This is a genomic window from Mycolicibacterium thermoresistibile, from assembly GCF_900187065.1.
Lineage (GTDB): Bacteria > Actinomycetota > Actinomycetes > Mycobacteriales > Mycobacteriaceae > Mycobacterium > Mycobacterium thermoresistibile.
In genome coordinates this window covers 4,856,426-4,872,783 of sequence record NZ_LT906483.1, presented here as the reverse complement: position 1 = coordinate 4,872,783, position 16,358 = coordinate 4,856,426, and the positions used below count along the sequence as shown (strand labels likewise).

The 16,358-nt window shown below is 69.7% G+C and carries 16 protein-coding genes; 14 read left to right on the top strand and 2 right to left on the bottom strand.

Annotation, left to right across the window (positions count from 1 at the left end; all coding sequences use genetic code 11):
* Positions 1 to 63: 63 nt before the first annotated feature.
* Positions 64 to 783: an SDR family NAD(P)-dependent oxidoreductase gene (locus CKW28_RS23120; protein ID WP_040546966.1), complete on the bottom strand. Its 720-nt coding sequence runs from the start codon at positions 781 to 783 to the stop codon at positions 64 to 66.
* A 155-nt stretch (positions 784 to 938) separates the two neighbouring features.
* On the opposite strand from CKW28_RS23120, the gene CKW28_RS23115 reads away from it, so the two are divergent.
* The 5 genes from CKW28_RS23115 to CKW28_RS23095 all read left to right on the top strand — a co-directional run bounded on the left by CKW28_RS23115 (position 939) and on the right by CKW28_RS23095 (position 6,897).
* Complete coding sequence (locus CKW28_RS23115) at positions 939 to 1,703, top strand: SDR family oxidoreductase (RefSeq protein ID WP_003925564.1); 765 nt, start codon at positions 939 to 941, stop codon at positions 1,701 to 1,703.
* Positions 1,704 to 1,829: 126 nt separating this feature from the next.
* Positions 1,830 to 4,634, top strand: a complete 2,805-nt coding sequence (locus CKW28_RS23110; RefSeq protein WP_003925563.1) for an ATP-binding protein — start codon at positions 1,830 to 1,832, stop codon at positions 4,632 to 4,634.
* Positions 4,635 to 4,750: 116 nt separating this feature from the next.
* Positions 4,751 to 5,341 carry a sigma-70 family RNA polymerase sigma factor gene (locus CKW28_RS23105; RefSeq protein WP_003925562.1) on the top strand — a complete coding sequence of 197 codons (591 nt, stop codon included), beginning with the start codon at positions 4,751 to 4,753 and terminating at the stop codon, positions 5,339 to 5,341.
* Between the two features lie 55 nt (positions 5,342 to 5,396).
* Entirely contained in the window at positions 5,397 to 5,939 is a 543-nt protein-coding gene (locus tag CKW28_RS23100) for a restriction endonuclease (RefSeq protein ID WP_003925561.1), read from the top strand.
* A 166-nt stretch (positions 5,940 to 6,105) separates the two neighbouring features.
* Positions 6,106 to 6,897: a sigma 54 modulation/S30EA ribosomal C-terminal domain-containing protein gene (locus tag CKW28_RS23095; RefSeq protein ID WP_003925560.1), complete on the top strand. Its 792-nt coding sequence runs from the start codon at positions 6,106 to 6,108 to the stop codon at positions 6,895 to 6,897.
* 1 nt (position 6,898) lies between these two features.
* Here CKW28_RS23095 and CKW28_RS23090 read toward each other — a convergent pair whose 3' ends face one another.
* On the bottom strand, positions 6,899 to 7,921 hold the full coding sequence (locus tag CKW28_RS23090; RefSeq protein ID WP_003925559.1) for a fused (3R)-hydroxyacyl-ACP dehydratase subunits HadA/HadB: 1,023 nt from the start codon (positions 7,919 to 7,921) through the stop codon (positions 6,899 to 6,901).
* Between the two features lie 201 nt (positions 7,922 to 8,122).
* Between CKW28_RS23090 and CKW28_RS23085 the strand changes: the two genes are divergently transcribed.
* From CKW28_RS23085 to CKW28_RS23040, 9 genes are all read left to right on the top strand, one after another.
* A complete protein-coding gene (locus CKW28_RS23085) occupies positions 8,123 to 8,803 on the top strand; it encodes a class I SAM-dependent methyltransferase (RefSeq protein WP_040546964.1) in 681 nt (226 codons plus the stop codon).
* A 52-nt stretch (positions 8,804 to 8,855) separates the two neighbouring features.
* The gene (locus CKW28_RS23080; RefSeq protein ID WP_040547433.1) at positions 8,856 to 9,836 is read left to right on the top strand and encodes a glycoside hydrolase family 6 protein; all 981 of its coding nucleotides are present in this window, start codon (positions 8,856 to 8,858) and stop codon (positions 9,834 to 9,836) included.
* A gap of 56 nt (positions 9,837 to 9,892) precedes the next feature.
* A complete protein-coding gene (locus tag CKW28_RS23075) occupies positions 9,893 to 11,464 on the top strand; it encodes a long-chain-fatty-acid--CoA ligase (protein ID WP_003925556.1) in 1,572 nt (523 codons plus the stop codon).
* A gap of 119 nt (positions 11,465 to 11,583) precedes the next feature.
* Positions 11,584 to 12,123 (top strand): SRPBCC family protein, encoded by a 540-nt coding sequence (locus tag CKW28_RS23070; RefSeq protein ID WP_003925555.1) that lies wholly within the window; start codon positions 11,584 to 11,586, stop codon positions 12,121 to 12,123.
* Between the two features lie 72 nt (positions 12,124 to 12,195).
* Positions 12,196 to 12,615, top strand: coding sequence for a YciI family protein (locus CKW28_RS23065; RefSeq protein WP_003925554.1), 420 nt, complete (start codon positions 12,196 to 12,198; stop codon positions 12,613 to 12,615).
* 53 nt (positions 12,616 to 12,668) lie between these two features.
* Positions 12,669 to 13,622, top strand: a complete 954-nt coding sequence (locus tag CKW28_RS23060; RefSeq protein WP_003925553.1) for a mechanosensitive ion channel family protein — start codon at positions 12,669 to 12,671, stop codon at positions 13,620 to 13,622.
* Between the two features lie 117 nt (positions 13,623 to 13,739).
* Complete coding sequence (locus CKW28_RS23055) at positions 13,740 to 13,958, top strand: three-helix bundle dimerization domain-containing protein (RefSeq protein ID WP_085975151.1); 219 nt, start codon at positions 13,740 to 13,742, stop codon at positions 13,956 to 13,958.
* 59 nt (positions 13,959 to 14,017) lie between these two features.
* A complete protein-coding gene (locus tag CKW28_RS23050) occupies positions 14,018 to 15,100 on the top strand; it encodes an NADH:flavin oxidoreductase (RefSeq protein WP_040547428.1) in 1,083 nt (360 codons plus the stop codon).
* Positions 15,101 to 15,491: 391 nt separating this feature from the next.
* The gene (locus CKW28_RS23040; protein WP_040546961.1) at positions 15,492 to 16,151 is read left to right on the top strand and encodes an MOSC domain-containing protein; all 660 of its coding nucleotides are present in this window, start codon (positions 15,492 to 15,494) and stop codon (positions 16,149 to 16,151) included.
* Positions 16,152 to 16,358 lie beyond the last annotated feature (207 nt).

Genomic DNA, 16,358 nt, shown 5'->3' with positions numbered 1-16,358 from the left:
AACATCCATGGACGACAGAACTCATCCAGACTCACCCAGACTCATCCACACGACGGACGTTCGTCAGACCGCGATCCCCCCGCCGTCGACGTGCAGCACCGCTCCGGTGATGAAGCTGGCGCGCGACGATGCCAGGAACACGACGGCCTGGGCGATCTCGTCGGGATCGGCGGTGCGGCCGATGGGCAGGGCCCGGCCCAGAGCCTCGTTGGTCTCGCCCCACTCGGTGGCCACCCCGTCGGTGCTCGTCGGCCCCGGGGCGACCGCGTTGACCCGGATGCCGTGGGCCGCGAATTCGACGGCCCATGAGCGGGTGAGCGATTCGACCGCGGCCTTGGACGAGCTGTACACCGAGGCCCCCGGAACTGCCTTGGTGGCCACCATCGAGGTGATGTTGACGATGCTGCCGCGTCCACGCGCCAGCATGCCCGGGATCAGGCCCGCCGTCAGAAAGTACGTGCCGGTGACGTTGGTGGCGAAGGTCCGGGTGAACGACTCGGCGTCCTGCTCGACGGTCAGTGCGCCGGGGAAGCTCGCCGCGTTGTTCACCAGGACGTCCACGGCGTCGGCATACCGGATGAGGTTCTGCACCGATGCGAGGTCGGCCAGATCGCCCCGGATGAACCGGAGGCGCGGATGCGCTCCGGCCGCTGCCGCGCCGCGGCCGGCGTCGCGACCGGTCACGGTGACCTCGGCGCCGGCTTCGGCGAACGCGCGGGCGCAGGCCAGCCCGATACCGCCGGTGCCTCCGGTCACCAGCACATGAAGCCCCTGGAATTCCATGATCGATCCTCTCGTTGGTCTGACTGTGCTGCCCACCGGAACCACACGGGGCCGACCAGCTCATCCGAGCGTGATGAAGCGCACCGGATGAATTGCCGTCGCCGCATCTGTTCTGGCGATCGGAACCGCGATCGACAGCAGAGAAGGGGCCCATCATGAGGATCGTCGTCATCGGCGGCACCGGACGAATCGGTGCGCAGGTTGTCACCGGACTGGTCGAGCACGGACACCGAGCGGTGGCCGCGGCGCCGTCAACGGGTGTCGACGCCTTCACCGGGGAGGGCCTCCGCACAGCGCTGACCGGCGCCGACGTGGTCGTGGATGTCTCGAATTCACCCACGTTCGACGACGCTGCCGCCCAGGAGTTCTTCCGAGTGTCCACTGCGAATCTCTTGGCTGCGGAGGCGGAGGCCGGTGCGTCACATCATGTGGCGTTGTCGGTCGTGGGCACCGATGCACTGGCGCGTCAAAGCGGGTACTTCCAAGCAAAGCTGTTGCAGGAAAACCTGATCGGCGCCGGCCCGGTGCCGTTTACCATCGTGCGGGCCACGCAGTTCTTCGAATTCCTCGCCACCATAGCCGATTCGGCGACTCTGAACGGTGTCGTCCGCCTACCGGACGTGCTGATCCAGCCGATGGCCACGGCCGATGTCGCCGAAGCGGTCGCCGTCGCGGCCGTGAGCCCACCGGTCAACGGCATCGTGGAGGTCGGTGGACCCGCACAGTACCGACTACCCGAACTCATCCGCACCGCGCTGACGGCGCACGGCGACACCCGCGAGGTGCTGGGCGACCCGAACGCGCGGTACTGGGGTGTCGACATCGACGAGCGCACACTGGTTCCCGGCGACGCCGCGCCGGATTTCGACGTTCGGTTCGAGGATTGGCTGCTGGCAAGCGCAGCCGAGAACCGACGATGACCGTCCTCGGTCCGGCCGTTGCCCGCCGAGCGAAGCTGGTTCGGCGCTGCGGCGACCCGATAGGATTGCCGAAGGGCCGACTGTGACCAGGCGACGCGGTGCGGTCCGGAGCGGCGGTGGTGCGGCATGTCGAGCCGGGACGGCGACGTCGTGTTGCACGGCCGCGCGGCCGAGATCGCGACGCTGCGTGACGTGATGTCGACAGCGCGCGCAGGCAGTTCGCGTGTGCTGGTGTTACACGGCGAAGCGGGGGTGGGCAAGACGGCCCTGCTCGGCCAGCTGCTCGGCGACGCCGCCGGGATGCGTTGCGTGCAGGTAGCCGGAGTCGAATCAGACATGGAACTGGCCTACGCCGGACTGCACCAACTGTGTGCCCCACTGCTGGATCGGCTCGATGACCTGCCGTCCCCCCAGCGCGACGTCTTGAACGTCGCGTTCGGGCGTGGCGCCGGGCCCGCTCCGGGCCGTTTCCTCGTCGGGCTGGCGGTGCTGAATCTCCTCGCGGCCGCCGGCGCCGACCAACCGCTGCTGTGTGTGATCGACGATGCCCAGTGGCTGGACCGGGTGTCGTTGCAGACGCTGGGATTCGTCGCGCGCCGGTTGATGGCCGAACCGGTGGCGATGGTGTTCGCCCTCCGCGACGACATCCACGAGGCACTCGTCGGCGTTCCTGCGCTGGCGGTGCCCGGCCTCGCCGACGCCGATGCGCGAACCCTGCTCGAGCACATGTTCCCCGGTGCGATCGACGCCAACGTCCGGGATCGGCTGGTGGCCGAGTCACGGGGCAACCCGCTGGCCCTGCTCGAGGTCCCCCGAACCTACGCCGTGGGCGAACTGGCGGGCGGATTCGTCAGCCCCGGTGCCGGCAGTGCGCCGAGCCGGATCGAGGAGAACTACGTCCACCGGATTCGGGCCCTGCCCGCGCAGACCCGCCGACTGCTGCTGATCGCCGCGGCCGAGCCCATCGGTGATTCCGCGTTGTTTCTGCGGGCCGCGGCGCTGATGGGCATCGCGGTCGACGCGTTGGCGCCCGCAGAAGCCGCGCGAGTGATCCAATTCGGGCCTCGAATGCGGTTCTTCCATCCCCTGATGCGCTCGGCGGCCTACCGTGCCGCGGACCCTCGCGACCGTCGTGCGGTCCACCGCGCACTCGCCGAGGCAACCGACCCGGGCGCCGATCCCGATCGCCGTGCCTGGCATGCCGCCAATGGTGTGACGGGCACCGACGACGCGGTCGCGGCCGAACTGGAGAAGTCGGCGGCCAGGGCGCAACAACGTGGCGGAATAGCGGCAACCGCGACGTTCTTGGAGCGTGCGGTGGTGCTCACCGCCGATCCGGGGCTGCGTGGTCGCCGGGCGCTGGCCGCGGCGCAGGCCAAACGCGACGCCGCCGACAGCGCCGCGGCCCACGACCTGCTCGCCATCGCGGAACGGGCACCGCTGTCCGCACTCGAATGGGCCCGCGCGGTACACCTGCGCGCGCAGCTGGAGTTCGCGCGGAGCCGGGCCGGTGACGCCGGTGGCCCACCCGTCGGCCAGACCGCCGCGGCCCTGCTCACCGCCGCTCAGCTGCTTCAGGATGTCGACGCACCGGCCGCCAGGGAGAGCTATCTGGAAGCGTTCGCCGCGCTGATGTACGCCGGGCGTCTCGCGCCGTCCGGTGCGCTGCTCGAGGCGGCCGACGCGGTTCAGGCTGCGTTCGCCCGTGCGCCGGAAGGGTCGCGGGCCGTGGATGCGTTCTGTCAGGGGATGACCCAGCGCATCGTCGGCGGAATCAGCGCCGCCGCAGCGCCTTTGCGTGTCGCACTCACTGCGATGTGCGAACTGGCCCGGTCGCGGCCGGCCGAGGTCGTGCACTGGTTGGTGCCGGCCTTTCCCGTGCTTCAGGAGTCCGCCGGCCACGAGCTGTGGGACGAGAATCTGGTCGACGCCTTGTCGGAGGCGGTGGTCAGACAGGCACGCGACGCGGGAGCGCTCGCCGGTCTGCCCCAGGCCCTGGTGTATCGGGCTGGTGTCCACCTGCTGTTCGGCGAGTTCGGTCTGGCTGACACATTGCTCACCGAGGCGGAGTCGATCACCGCGGCCACAGACCACCGGGGGCCGGTCCGGTATCACCGGCTGATCATCGCCGCCTGGCGGGGCGACGCGGTCGAGGCGGCCCGATTGATCGAGGCGGCCGCGGCCGATGGCGAGGCCCGCGGGGAGGGGCGTCTGATGGGGCTGACCGGTTACGCGGCCGCGCTGCTGTACAACGGGATCGGCCGATACCGTGAGGCTCTCGCCGCCGCGCGGACGACCTGCGAGTACGAGGATCTGGGTTTCTACAGCTGGTGTCTGCACGAACTGGTGGAAGCCGCCGCGCGTGTCGGTGAGACGGACACCGCGCACCGGGCGCTCGGTGACATCGAAGAGCGTGCCGGAGCCAGCGGCACGCCGTGGGGACTCGGGGCGTTGGCCGGCGCACGGGCCCTCCTCGCCGATGGCGACGAAGCCGACCGGTTGTTTCGAGAGGCGCTCGACCACTTGAGTCGGTCTCGGGTGGTGGTACACCGAGCCCGGGTGCATCTCACCTACGGCGAATGGCTCCGGCGAGAGCACCGACGGGGCGAAGCCCGTCGCGAGCTGAACGAAGCGCACGGGATGTTCACCAGGATGGGGGCACAGGGCTTCGCAGAGCGGTCCCGCCGGGAACTGATCGCTGTCGGTGAGAAGGTGCGCAGACAGCCGTTGACCTCGGGGGACGAGCTGACGGCGCAGGAGGCGCAGATCGCCGGGCTGGCCGCTGACGGCCTGACCAACCAGGAGATCGGAGCCCAGTTGTTCCTCAGCGTGCACACCGTCGAGTGGCACCTGCGCAAAGTGTTCGTCAAGCTGGGCATCACCTCACGCAGACAGCTTCGGGCCGCGCCCCGGGTGACCGCGACGTGGTGACCACGGATCGCTGACCACGGACAATCAAGGGTTCGGTCGTGCGTGGATGTCGCCAGGCTGATATTCGTCAGCCCACCGCCGGGCCGGCCCCGACATCGACAGCCGAGGTACCGATCATGACCGCATCCATCCCCTCTGCCCGGATCCAACCCGACAGCGCGCTGAAGGCGAGATTCGCCGCGGAGGTCGGACCGCTGATCGACGTGTTGTCGCGGGGAGCGCGCCGGCTGGCCCGCACCGACGCCGATGCCGAGGATCTGCTCCAGGACACGCTGATGCGCGCCTTCGTCGGGTTCGGATCCTTCGAAGAGGGCACCAACCTCAAAGCGTGGTTGTTCTGCATCCAGCACAACCAGTGGATCAACGACCACCGACGTCGGCAACGGCGCCCGGCCGAGGTGTCCCTCGACGTCCTCACCGATCGGGAAGTGGCGAACCACGACACCCATGCGCGCACCGCAGCGCCGTCGGCGGAACGCGAGGTGCTGGAGTCCCTGCCCGACAGCGGGATCCGCGCCGCGATGGAGCAACTGTCCGAGGGATCTCGAACGGTGCTGTACTACGCCGACGTCGAGGGCTGCACCTACTCGGAGACTGCTGCCAGGATGAACATCCCGATCGGCACGGTGATGTCTCGCGCCTCCCGGGCACGTTCCCAGCTACGGCGCGCGCTGCAGGGTATGGCCGCGACAACGCCGGCCGCCTGAAGCCGCCCGAGCCGCCGAGAGGCCCGGCTGTCGGCGAGCCGCGTTACGATCCGCCGTGTCGCGTCTCAAACGGTACCTGGTGCTCGCGGTCCTCGCGGGCGTCGCCGCCTATCTGGCCGGACTCGACCTCATCGCGAGTTCTCTTGCAGCGCTCACAGTCCCGGCCGCAGTCGCGGCGGCGCCGCATTTTCTCCGCGGGGTGTTCCACGGTGTCACCACGCCGGCCCCGGGCGAGGACCCGACCGCGGCGATGTCCGGCCGGGAGTTCGAGGACCACATCGCCCGGATCGCCCGCTCCTGCGGTGTGCCGGTCATCATGACGTCGGTCACCGGCGACTGGGGTGTCGACCTCATCATCGGCAACCGGCCCAATCGACTTGCCGTGCAATGCAAACGTCAATCCCGGCCGGTCGGTGCGGCAGCAGTCCAGGAGGTCGTCGCCGGCGCGCCGATGCAGGACTGCACCCGCACCATGGTGGTGACCAACCACGACTTCACACCCGCCGCACGCAAACTCGCCGAGCGGCACGGCTGCGAGCTGGTCAGCGGCCGGGACCTGCCCCGCCTGCGGTCGATCATCCGCCGGCTGACGGTCTGAGCCGCCCGTCGCGGCGGTGTGGCCCCGGTCACACGAATCCGTTCCACACCTGCCGGTTTCTTCAGTTCTAGGGGCTAGTTCTAGGGACTTTCGGCCCTGGGCTTGGAGGCCGTCGGCCCGCAGACTCGAGGCCTGGCCAACGGTGAGCAAGGAGAAGCTGAGAGCGATGACCAGCTTGTCGGTATCCGCCGAGCCGGGAACGGACCCGGCGTACCCCGAGGTGCGGGTGTTCTCTGATCTCGACCCGGAAGCCGACACCGCGGACATGGTCCGGACCGTCGAGCGTCTCGTGCGGGAGGCGTTGCGGCACCGCGGTATCGGCGGCGGCGCACGGGTCCGGCTGAGCACGCCGACCGCGCCGGACGACCCCATCCTGATCCAGATCAACCTGCTGGTGCGCGACAAGCCGGTGCGGATGCAGACTCTCAACGACAGCCCTCACCGCTGGGATGCGGTGCTGAGGCGGCTGGATCGCCAGATCGTCCGGGCGTGGGGGCCGTGGCGGCCGCGGCCCTGGCCCGATTCGACGCGCACCCTGCTCACCGCCCCCGGGCACGCGACCATCGTCCGTCGCAAGGAGGTGGCGGCGGCGCGCACCACCCCGTGGTGCGCCTCGGAGATCCTCGACGCGATGGACTACAACATGCACCTGTTCACCGACGTCGAAACGGGAGAGGAGGCGGTGGTGTACCGGGCCGGGCCGACGGGTCTGCGGTTGGTCCGGCAACGCCATGTCCACCCCCCGCGGGAACCGGGTCCCGATGCGCTGGTGGTGAATTCCCGTCCGGCGCCGACACTGACCGAGGACACCGCACTGGCGCGGCTGTGCGACCACCGCCTGCACTTCGTGTTCTTCACCGATGCGGACAGCGGCCGCGGCAAGCTGTTGTATCCCCGCTACGACGGCGGCATCGGCCTGATCACGCCGACCGGCGGCGTCGATGCGGTGACCGGATGAGTCAGCGGAACCGGATGTTCATCGTCGCCAGACCGAAGATCTTCTTCCCGCCGGACTTGGCGGTGACGACGATGACGCCGGACCGGGTCTGCGGGTCCAACGATTTGACCCGGCCGCTGAACTCGATGTCGCAGCCCTCCTTGGCCGACACGATCGCGGGTGCCGACAACCGCACCGCGTAGCGGGTCACCGCACCCGGGTCACCGGACCATCTGGAGACGAACCCGGCGCCCAGCCCCATGGTGAGCATGCCGTGGGCGATCACGTCGGGCAGGCCGGCCAGCTTGGCGATGTCCTCGTCCCAGTGGATCGGGTTGGCGTCACCGGCGACGCCGGCGTAGTTCACCAGGTCGCCGCGGGACAGCTTGGCATGGTGCACACCCAGCTCGTCGCCCACTTGGACGTCCTCGAACGCCGGGGTGCCCGGGGTGCGGGTCAGGCCGCCGTCGGAGATGCGGACCTCGCCCTCGGGTCGGACGGTCTTGCGGTACTCGGTTTCGCCGACGCTGAAGATGTCGACGTCGTGCATCATCGCGTTCTGCACGGCGGTCTTGATCGCCGGGTCGACGTCCTCGGCGGTCACCCCGACGACGGTGGTGTGCAGCGTGTGCACCACCTCGCCGGCGGTGTCGGTGAAGGTGTTGGTCACCGTGATCAGGTCGCGGCCGGCGATCCGGCGCACCGAGGTGAGCTCCACGTCGATGGTGAGTTCATCACCGGCGACGATCGGCCGGTGTTGTTCGAAGACCTCTTCGGTCTGCATGTAGGTGTCGTAACCGACGACCACCGACTCGAACATCTCCCGGTTGCAGGTCATGCCCGGTGCCGAGGTGAACGTCAGCGGCGCCACCAGATCGGAATAGCCCAGCTCAGCTGCCGCGGCGACGTCCCAGTGGGCAGGGTGGTAGTCCTGCACCGCGCGGGCGTACTCGCGGAGCTTCTCGCGGCCCACCAGATAGGTGTTGTCCATCTGGTACCAGTGGCCGACCCGGGCTTCGAGCGCCGGTGATTCTGCTGTGGTCATGGGTGTGCTCAACTCTTCCATCGGCTTGTTCGCTGGGGCCGACCCCAGCACCCTAGCGCCCGGGCATCGGCCGCCCCGCCCCGGCCGTGGCGTCGGCGCCGCACGGTGGACCACACACCGGCGAGCGGGCACAGTGGTGGGTACCCGCAGCACACCGCCTCGAGCACGTCGGGAACGCGAGTACGTCAGGGAAGAGCACTGATGTCCAGACCCGACATGGAATGGGACGACATGTACCGCCGGGGAGTCCCGCCGCCGTGGAGCATCGGGGCGCCCCAGCCGGAGTTGGCCGCGCTCCTCGACGCGGGCCCCGCTCAGTGCCCCGTTCAGGGCACCGTGCGGGGCGAGGTGCTCGACGCGGGCTGCGGGGAGGCCGCCCTGTCCCTCGAGCTCGCCGCGCGGGGCCACACCGTCGTCGGGCTGGACTGCAGTGCGGCCGCCGTCGCCGCCGCCACCGCGACCGCCGCCGAACGCGGGCTGACCACCGCGACCTTCGCGCAGGCCGATCTCACCGAGTTCGGCGGATACGACGGCCGGTTCAGCACGATCATCGACAGCGGCCTGCTGCATGCGCTGCCGGTGGATCGACGCCAGGCCTACCTCCGGGCGATCCACCGGGCGGCCGCGCCGAACGCGCGGCTGTTCATCCTGACCTTCGCCGAGCGCCCCTTCGGCGACGGGCACGGCCCGGACGGGTTCACCGCCGAGGAGCTCCGCGACACGGTGGGCGTGCTGTGGACGGTCGACGAGATACGGCCGGCCAAGCTGTACGTCAACGATTTCACCGGAGACCTGCTCGACGGGCCGCCGACCGCCTACGAGCGGGCGGCGGACGGAAAGCTGATGTTCCCGGGGTTCCTGGTGTCCGCGCACAAGGACTGATGGGCACCTCCTGGATGGGTGTTGTAGAGACCCGCTAAGTTCTGTGGACGTGATGTCTACAGCCGCGCACGCCGCCGCCCGGTCGATCCTTCCCCTCCTGACCGTCGCCGCTGTGGCCGTGGGTGTGCTCACGGGGACCGCTCCCGGGACCACACCGGCGATCCGGCTGGTCAGCGACGCGAACCCGCTCGCCGGGCACACCTTCTACGTGAACCCGGACTCGAAGGCCGCGCGCGCCGCGAAAGGTGATCCCAGCCCGGAACTGGACATCATCGTCAACACCCCGACCGCGTACTGGATGGACCATCTGTCCAGCCCCGCCGTCGACGCGAAGTACATCGCCGACGCGCAGGCGGCCGGGGAGATGCCGATCCTGGCGCTGTACGGCATCCCGCACCGCGACTGCGGCAGCTACGCCGCCGGCGGATTCGGCTCCGCGGCCGCCTACCGCGGGTGGATCGACGGAGTGGCCGCCGCCATCGGCTCGGGCCCGGCCGCGGTCATCCTCGAACCCGATGCGCTGGCGATGTCCGGCTGCCTGTCGTCGGAGCAGCGCCAGGAACGCTTCGAGCTGATCCGGTACGCGGTGGACACGCTGACCCGCAACCCGGCGACCGCGGTGTACATCGACGCCGGCCACCCACGTTGGGTGAGCGTCGAGGACATGGCCGGCATGCTCAACGAGGTCGGCGTCGCCAGAGCGCGCGGCTTCAGCCTCAACACCGCGAACTTCTTCACCACCGAGGAGTCCATCGGCTACGGCGAGGCGATCTCCGGCCTCACCGGCGGCGCGCACTACGTGATCGACACCTCCCGCAACGGCGCCGGACCACTCGACAGCGACGCGTGGTGCAATCCACCCGGCCGGGCCCTGGGCGCCTTCCCGACCACGGCCACCGCCGGCGCGCACGCCGACGCCTACCTGTGGATCAAACGCCCCGGCGAGTCGGACGGCGCCTGCAACGGGCATCCGCCGGCGGGCACGTTCGTCGCCCGGTACGCGGTGGAACTGGTCCGCAACGCGGGCCTGTAGCCGGGCGGGCAGGGCCAGGGCGCGACACCGGCCGCGGCCCATAGACTCCTGGTCCGATGAGCAGCTCGACACCGCACCCGAACACCGCCCTGACCTGGGTTGAACAGGTCGGCAAACACGCCCGCAGCCAACCCGACCGTCCGGCCCTGCGGTTCCGCGGCGCCACCACCACGTGGGCGCAACTCGAGGAGCGGTCCCGCAAGCTGGCCACCGCGCTGGAGAGCCGGGGCGTCGGCCACGGCGACCGGGTGCTGATCCTGCTCACCAACCGACCCGAGTTCGTCGAGACGCTGGTCGCGGTGAACCGGCTCGGCGCGATCGCGGTCCCGGTGAACTTCCGGCTGGTCGCCGCGGAGGTGGCCTACCTGGCGCAGAACTCCGGCGCCGGAGCGGTGGTGGTGGAACAGGACCTGGCACCGTTGGTGGCCGGGGTGCGTGAGCAACGCTCCGATGTGGCGTGTCTGGTCGTCGGCAGCGACCCGGACGGCGCCGGGCCGGGCGCCGAGCTCTACACCGACGCGGTCGCGTCGGCCGCGCCGCACCCCGGAACCGGCCCCGACGATCTGCGGACCTGCGCGCTGATCATGTACACGTCGGGCACCACGGGCCGGCCCAAGGGCGCCATGCTGAGCTACCAGAACCTGCTCGGCCAGACGCTGACCCTCACCCGGGCCTACAACTTCGTGCGCAACGACGAGGTGGTCGCGGTGACCTCGCCGATGTTCCACATCGCCGCGATCGGCGCCCTGGTGCCCAATCTGATTCTCGGCTATCCCACGGTGATCACCCCCACCGGCGGTTTCGACGCCGAGGAGTTCCTCGACCTGCTCGAGTCGGAGGGGGTGACCAACGCGTTCCTGGTGCCGACCCAGTGGCAGGCGTTGTGCTCCAGCCCCACCGTGCGGGACCGCAAGCTGCGGTTGCGCACCATCTCCTGGGGCGCCTCACCGGCGACGCCGGCGCTGCTGCGGGCGATGGCGGAGGTGTTCCCCGACGCCGCCAACGTCTGCACTTTCGGGCAGACCGAGATGTCTCCGGTGACAACCGTTCTCGACGGCGCCGACACGATCGAGAAACTGGGTTCGGTGGGCAGGCCGGTACCGCTGGTCGATGCCCGCATCGTGGACGCCGACATGAACGATGTCCCGCAGGGCGAGGTCGGCGAGATCGTCTACCGCGGACCGCAGACGATGCTGGGCTACTGGGACAACCCGGAGGAGACCGCGAAGGCGTTCCGCGGCGGCTGGTTCCACTCCGGTGATCTGGTGCGCGCCGATGAGGACGGCTACCTCTACGTCGTCGACCGGCTCAAGGACATGATCATCTCCGGTGGGGAGAACGTCTACTGCACCGAGGTGGAAGCCGCCATCGCCGAACATTTGAAGGTGCGGGAGGTCGCCGTGGTGGGCGCGCCGCACCCGAAATGGGGCGAGACGCCGGTCGCCGTCGTCGTCCCCCGCGATCCGGACGATCCGCCCGGATCGGACGAACTGATCGAGTTCACCTCGACCAGGCTGGCGTCCTACAAGAAGCCGACCCGGGTCGTGGTGGTGGACGCCCTGCCCCGCAACGCCTCCGGGAAGGTGCTCAAGGCGCCGCTGCGGGACGCCGTCCGAGACGACAGCTAGACGGTATTGCGGTGTGCGCCGCGCGTTACGTGACGCGGTGGCGGTTCTGAGCGCCGGATTCCGCCACAGTCACGCAGAACCGGCGATGAGTCGTCGGGCCGCCACCGGTCGGTACCGGTATGAGCGACATTCAGACGACCGGGACGAGCCTGGCAGTCCACACCACCGTCAACGCACCCGCCCGGACCGTGTTCGACGTGCTCGCCGATCCGACCACCCACGCGCGGATCGACGGCACCGGATGGGTGCGCGAACCGGTCGACGGTGCGCGGCTGACCGGGGCCGGCCAGATCTTCCGGATGGGCATGTACCACGAGAACCATCCGCACCGGCATTACGAGATCGCGAACCGGGTCGAGGTGTTCGACCCGCCGCACGCGATCGCCTGGCAGCCCGGAGCCGAACCGCGGCACATCCCCGGCCGGGGCGCCGACGCCACCGGGCCCGTCGAGTTCGGCGGCTGGATCTGGCGCTACGACCTGGCACCGCAGCACGCCCCCGGCGCTCCGGCAGGCACCCGGGTCACGCTGACATACGACTGGTCGCAGGTGCCGGCGGCCGATCGCCGCGCGATGCGGTTCCCGCCCTTCCCGCCCGAACACCTGGTGAATTCGCTGCGGCATCTGAAGGAACTGGCCGAGCGGGACGTGCCGCGATGAGAAATCCCCTGCCGGGGTGTCCATATCTGCGAACCAGTCAACGCAACACCAACAGCCAGTGAGGAGCACACCATGGCGCGATACATGCTGATCATGCGGTCCACCCCCGAAGCGGGGCAGGAGATGGAGAACGTCGACTTCGACGAGATCATCGCGGCGATGGGCCGTTACAACGAGGAACTGATCAAGGCCGGGGTGATGCGCGGCGGGGAGGGCCTGGCCGGCCCCGAGGAGGGGTTCGTCGTGAACTTCGACCAGAACCCGCCGGTGGTGACCGACGGCCCCTACCCCGACGCCCGAGAACTGTTCAACGGGTTCTGGATTCTCGAGGTGTCCTCCAAGGACGAGGCCAGGCAGTGGGCGGCGAAATGCCCGCTCGGCCCCGGCGCCCGGCTCGAGGTGCGCCGGATCAACGACGTCGAGGACTTCCCGCAGGACAACGAATGGATCCAGAAGGAGATCCGGTACCGCGAGGAGGGTGTCTGGGCCTGATCAACGGGTCCGTCGCCTGGGCCGGTGGCGCGGTTACCACTACCGTCGAACGTATGGATCTTGGCTTCACGCCCGCCACCTGGGTCGCACTCGAATGGACGGAGACGAGTCAGCACTGGCTGATCGAGGTGCCGATCCGCATCGTCGCCTACCTCGTCGCGGCACTGATCGCCAGGCTCGTGCTGCACCGGATGATCGACCGCGCCACCGGCCGCATGGGCAGATCCGACGGACATCCGCACACCAGGCCGCTGCTGCTGCGGCCGCTGCGCGACCGTAAGTCCTCCGGCGCGACCAGCCAGAAGATCGCCGAGCGGCGGCAGCAACGAGCCAAGACGATCGGCTCGGTGCTCAAGTCGACGGTGTCGATCGTGCTGATCATCTGGGTCAGCCTGGCGATCCTCAGCGTGCTGGGAGTGAACATCGCCCCGTTCATCGCGTCGGCGGGCGTCGTCGGCCTGGCGATCGGCTTCGGCGCGCAGAACCTGGTGAGGGACTTCGTCACCGGGGTGTTCATGCTGCTCGAGGACCAGTACGGGGTCGGCGACATCGTGGACCTCGGCGAGGTCGTCGGCCAGGTGGAGACCGTCGGGTTGCGCATCACCACCGTCCGCGACATCGACGGCACCCTGTGGTACGTCCGCAACGGCGAGATCCTGCGGGTCGGGAACATGAGTCAGGAGTACGCCGTGGCGCGGGTCGAGGTGCCGGTGGCGCTGACGGTCGATGTGGACCGCGCCGAGCAGGTGGCGGTGGAGGCGGCCGAGCGGGCCCTCGCCGACGAGTCGCTGGCCGACAAGGTGCTGGGCAAGCCGGAGATGCTCGGCATTCAGGAGCTGTCCCCGGATCTGCTCACACTGCGGATGACGGTGAAGACCCGCCCCAACGAGCAGTGGGCGGTGCAGCGCCGGCTGCGCCGGGAGATCCTGCGCGCCTACGACGAACACGGCATCGACCTGCCGTACCCGCGGGGCCGCATCCACGCCGTCGTCGGCGAGTCCCGGTAGGGGCCGAGGAGCGCCGGGGGACCGTCGGCGGGGGCGACTGTGATCCCGGCCGACACGCCGCCGAAAGTGACGTGGATCCCGTTGACGGGCCCGGGGGCGTGGGGCAAGCTACCCGATGTGGCGCAAATCAGCGAGTCCATGCTGATCGACCAGGTCGTGGAGCGACTGGCAGCCCGCTACACCGACGTCGCGCCCGAGCGGGTGGCTGACGTGGTGCACAACGCCCACGCCCGGTTCGAGCAGTCTCCGATACGCGAATTCGTCCCGTTGCTCGTGGAGCGGCGCGCCCGCGCCGAACTGTCCCGCGACTCCGAACTGCTGGTGTCGGCGTCCTGACGAGCGATCACCGTCCGGCGCCGGGCATGTGCGGCCGGCGCCGTGATGAGATGGTGCCGATGACCGATCTGTCCGCACCGCTGCGGTTCGCGCACGGGCCCACCTGGCGCAACCGGCTGGCGTTGGCGCCGTTGACCAACATGCAGAGCAACGCCGACGGCACTCTGCATGACGACGAGCACCACTGGCTGGTCCGGCGGGCCGAGGGCGGTTTCGCGATGGTGATGACCTGCGCGGCCCACGTCAGCCAGGCCGGGCAGGCGTTCCCGGGACAGCTCGGGGTGTGGCACGACCGCCACCTTCCGGGGCTGACCCGGCTGGCCGCCGGGATACGCGCGGCCGGTGCGGTCGCCACGGTCCAGCTGCACCACGGGGGCCGCCGCGCCGAAGCCCGGCTGACCGGATTGCCGGTCGTGGCGCCGTGGGACGATCCGGACAAGGGCGTCACCGCGCTGACGACGGCGCAGGTCGAGCAGGTGGTCCAGGATTTCGTCGACGCCGCCGTCCGGGCCGAGAAGGCAGGCTTCGACGGCGCCGAGATCCACGGCGCCCACGGATATCTGGTGGCCCAGTTCCTCGACGTCCGGCACAATCACCGCACCGACCGGTACGGCGGGTCACCCGAGAACCGGTTCCGCATCGTGCACGAGATCATCGCCGGGATCCGGGCCGCCACGTCACCGGACTTCCAACTCGGCCTGCGGTTGTCCCCCGAGCGTTACGGCATCGTCCTCGACGAGGCGCGGGCGCTGGCGGGGGAGGTGCTGGCCGACGGTCAGCTGGACTACCTCGATCTGTCGCTGTGGGACGCGTTCAAGGAGCCGTACGAGGAGGCCCACCGTGGCCGCCGGCTGATCGAGCTGTTCATGGACCTGCCCCGCGGCGACACCCGGGTCGGGGTGGCCGGCAAGATCACCGATGCCGAGTCGGCGCGCCGGTGTCTGGACAGCGGCGCCGATTTCGTCCTGATCGGCAAGGCGGCGATCGTCCACCACGACTTCGCCCGTCAGGTGCTGGCCGACCCGGCCTATCGGGCTGCGCCGCTGCCGGTGTCAGCCGAGCACCTCGCCGCCGAGGCGGTCGGCCCCCGGTTCGTCGACTACCTCGCGTCGAACTGGGACGACTTCGTCAGCACGGGTTGAGCCTGCGGCACCGGTGCGGCTCCGGTGCCGCCGGGCTGCCCTACTCCGGCCGGTGGCCGGTGGTACGGGTCCGCGGCCGCAGCACCGGGCGGACGGGCAGGCGGCCGAGCACGCGGGACGGGCGGAGCAGGGTGGTGACTCCCCGTTCGTCACGGCGACTCGATGAGGCGTGCCAACGCAGCCGCAGCAGCAGCAACCCCCGATGGGCTTGCCAGCCGAGGGACAGCGGGTCGCGCCAGACAGGTGCGGTGTCTTTCTCGAACACAATGTCTCCACTGTGACACGACCGGCGCGACGTTGGCGACCGATCTGATCGGGATCACTTTCGAGGGGCGGCGTTGCGCCGGCCGATGGAGTCGGCGGTGACGTCCCGCCGCCGTACAGTTGCGTCGTGTCGACTGTCGTATCGGTGAACATCGCTCAGCGCTACTCGGATGGTCCGAACGGGCGATCCGGTATCGACAAACGACCCACCACGGCGGCCGTGGCGGTGCGCGCGCCGGGTGACCGCCGCAGCGGGCCGGGCAGCGGGCTGGACGGCGACCTGATCGGAAACCGTAGATATCACGGCGGCGACGATCAGGCCGTCTACGCCTATGCACGCGAGGACCTCGACGGCTGGGAGCGGACGCTGGACCGCGACCTGGCAAACGGCATGTTCGGCGAGAACCTCACCACCCTCGGCGTCGATGTGACCGGCGCGGTGATCGGCGAGCGGTGGCGGCTGGGGTCGGACGGGTTGGTCCTGGAGGTGTCCCGCCCCCGGACGCCCTGCCGGACCTTCACCACATTCCTCGGTATCCGGGGTTGGGCCGACACCTTCACCCGCGCCGGTAAGCCGGGCGCCTACCTGCGGGTGATCAATCCGGGACGGGTCCGCGCCGGCGATCCCGTCACCGTCACCGACCGCCCCGACCACGGCGTCACGATCGGACTGGTGTTTCGCGCCATGATGTCCGAACCCGGACTCCTGCCGGACATCCTGGTCGCGGACGCCCTGGCCCCGGAAGTCCGGCGCCGGGCCCGGCGCCGTCTCGGGATGGCGCGCTGACCGGACGCCCCGAAATTTCGCGGCCGAGATGAACCCGGACGGCCATTGCTCGGATCTCCACCGCGATCGGCGTTGCTGGCCAGAGCGTTGATTGAGTCAATTTGCCGTTTGCTGAACGGTTTTCTCGCAAATCACGCCCCCGCTCAGGGTTGCCTGTTCGCTCACAGCCGCGCCCGCGGTCAGTGATAATGAGCGACATCATCCTGG

What these genes read in the sequence shown, in the direction of transcription:
- CKW28_RS23120 (WP_040546966.1), bottom strand. Translation starts at nt 783, where the DNA reads ATGGAATTCCAGGGGCTTCATGTGCTGGTGACCGGAGGCACCGGCGGT.
- CKW28_RS23115 (WP_003925564.1), top strand. Translation starts at nt 939, where the DNA reads ATGAGGATCGTCGTCATCGGCGGCACCGGACGAATCGGTGCGCAGGTT.
- CKW28_RS23110 (WP_003925563.1), top strand. Translation starts at nt 1,830, where the DNA reads ATGTCGAGCCGGGACGGCGACGTCGTGTTGCACGGCCGCGCGGCCGAG.
- CKW28_RS23105 (WP_003925562.1), top strand. Translation starts at nt 4,751, where the DNA reads ATGACCGCATCCATCCCCTCTGCCCGGATCCAACCCGACAGCGCGCTG.
- CKW28_RS23095 (WP_003925560.1), top strand. Translation starts at nt 6,106, where the DNA reads ATGACCAGCTTGTCGGTATCCGCCGAGCCGGGAACGGACCCGGCGTAC.
- CKW28_RS23090 (WP_003925559.1), bottom strand. Translation starts at nt 7,921, where the DNA reads ATGACCACAGCAGAATCACCGGCGCTCGAAGCCCGGGTCGGCCACTGG.
- CKW28_RS23085 (WP_040546964.1), top strand. Translation starts at nt 8,123, where the DNA reads ATGTCCAGACCCGACATGGAATGGGACGACATGTACCGCCGGGGAGTC.
- CKW28_RS23080 (WP_040547433.1), top strand. Translation starts at nt 8,856, where the DNA reads ATGTCTACAGCCGCGCACGCCGCCGCCCGGTCGATCCTTCCCCTCCTG.
- CKW28_RS23075 (WP_003925556.1), top strand. Translation starts at nt 9,893, where the DNA reads ATGAGCAGCTCGACACCGCACCCGAACACCGCCCTGACCTGGGTTGAA.
- CKW28_RS23070 (WP_003925555.1), top strand. Translation starts at nt 11,584, where the DNA reads ATGAGCGACATTCAGACGACCGGGACGAGCCTGGCAGTCCACACCACC.
- CKW28_RS23065 (WP_003925554.1), top strand. Translation starts at nt 12,196, where the DNA reads ATGGCGCGATACATGCTGATCATGCGGTCCACCCCCGAAGCGGGGCAG.
- CKW28_RS23060 (WP_003925553.1), top strand. Translation starts at nt 12,669, where the DNA reads ATGGATCTTGGCTTCACGCCCGCCACCTGGGTCGCACTCGAATGGACG.
- CKW28_RS23050 (WP_040547428.1), top strand. Translation starts at nt 14,018, where the DNA reads ATGACCGATCTGTCCGCACCGCTGCGGTTCGCGCACGGGCCCACCTGG.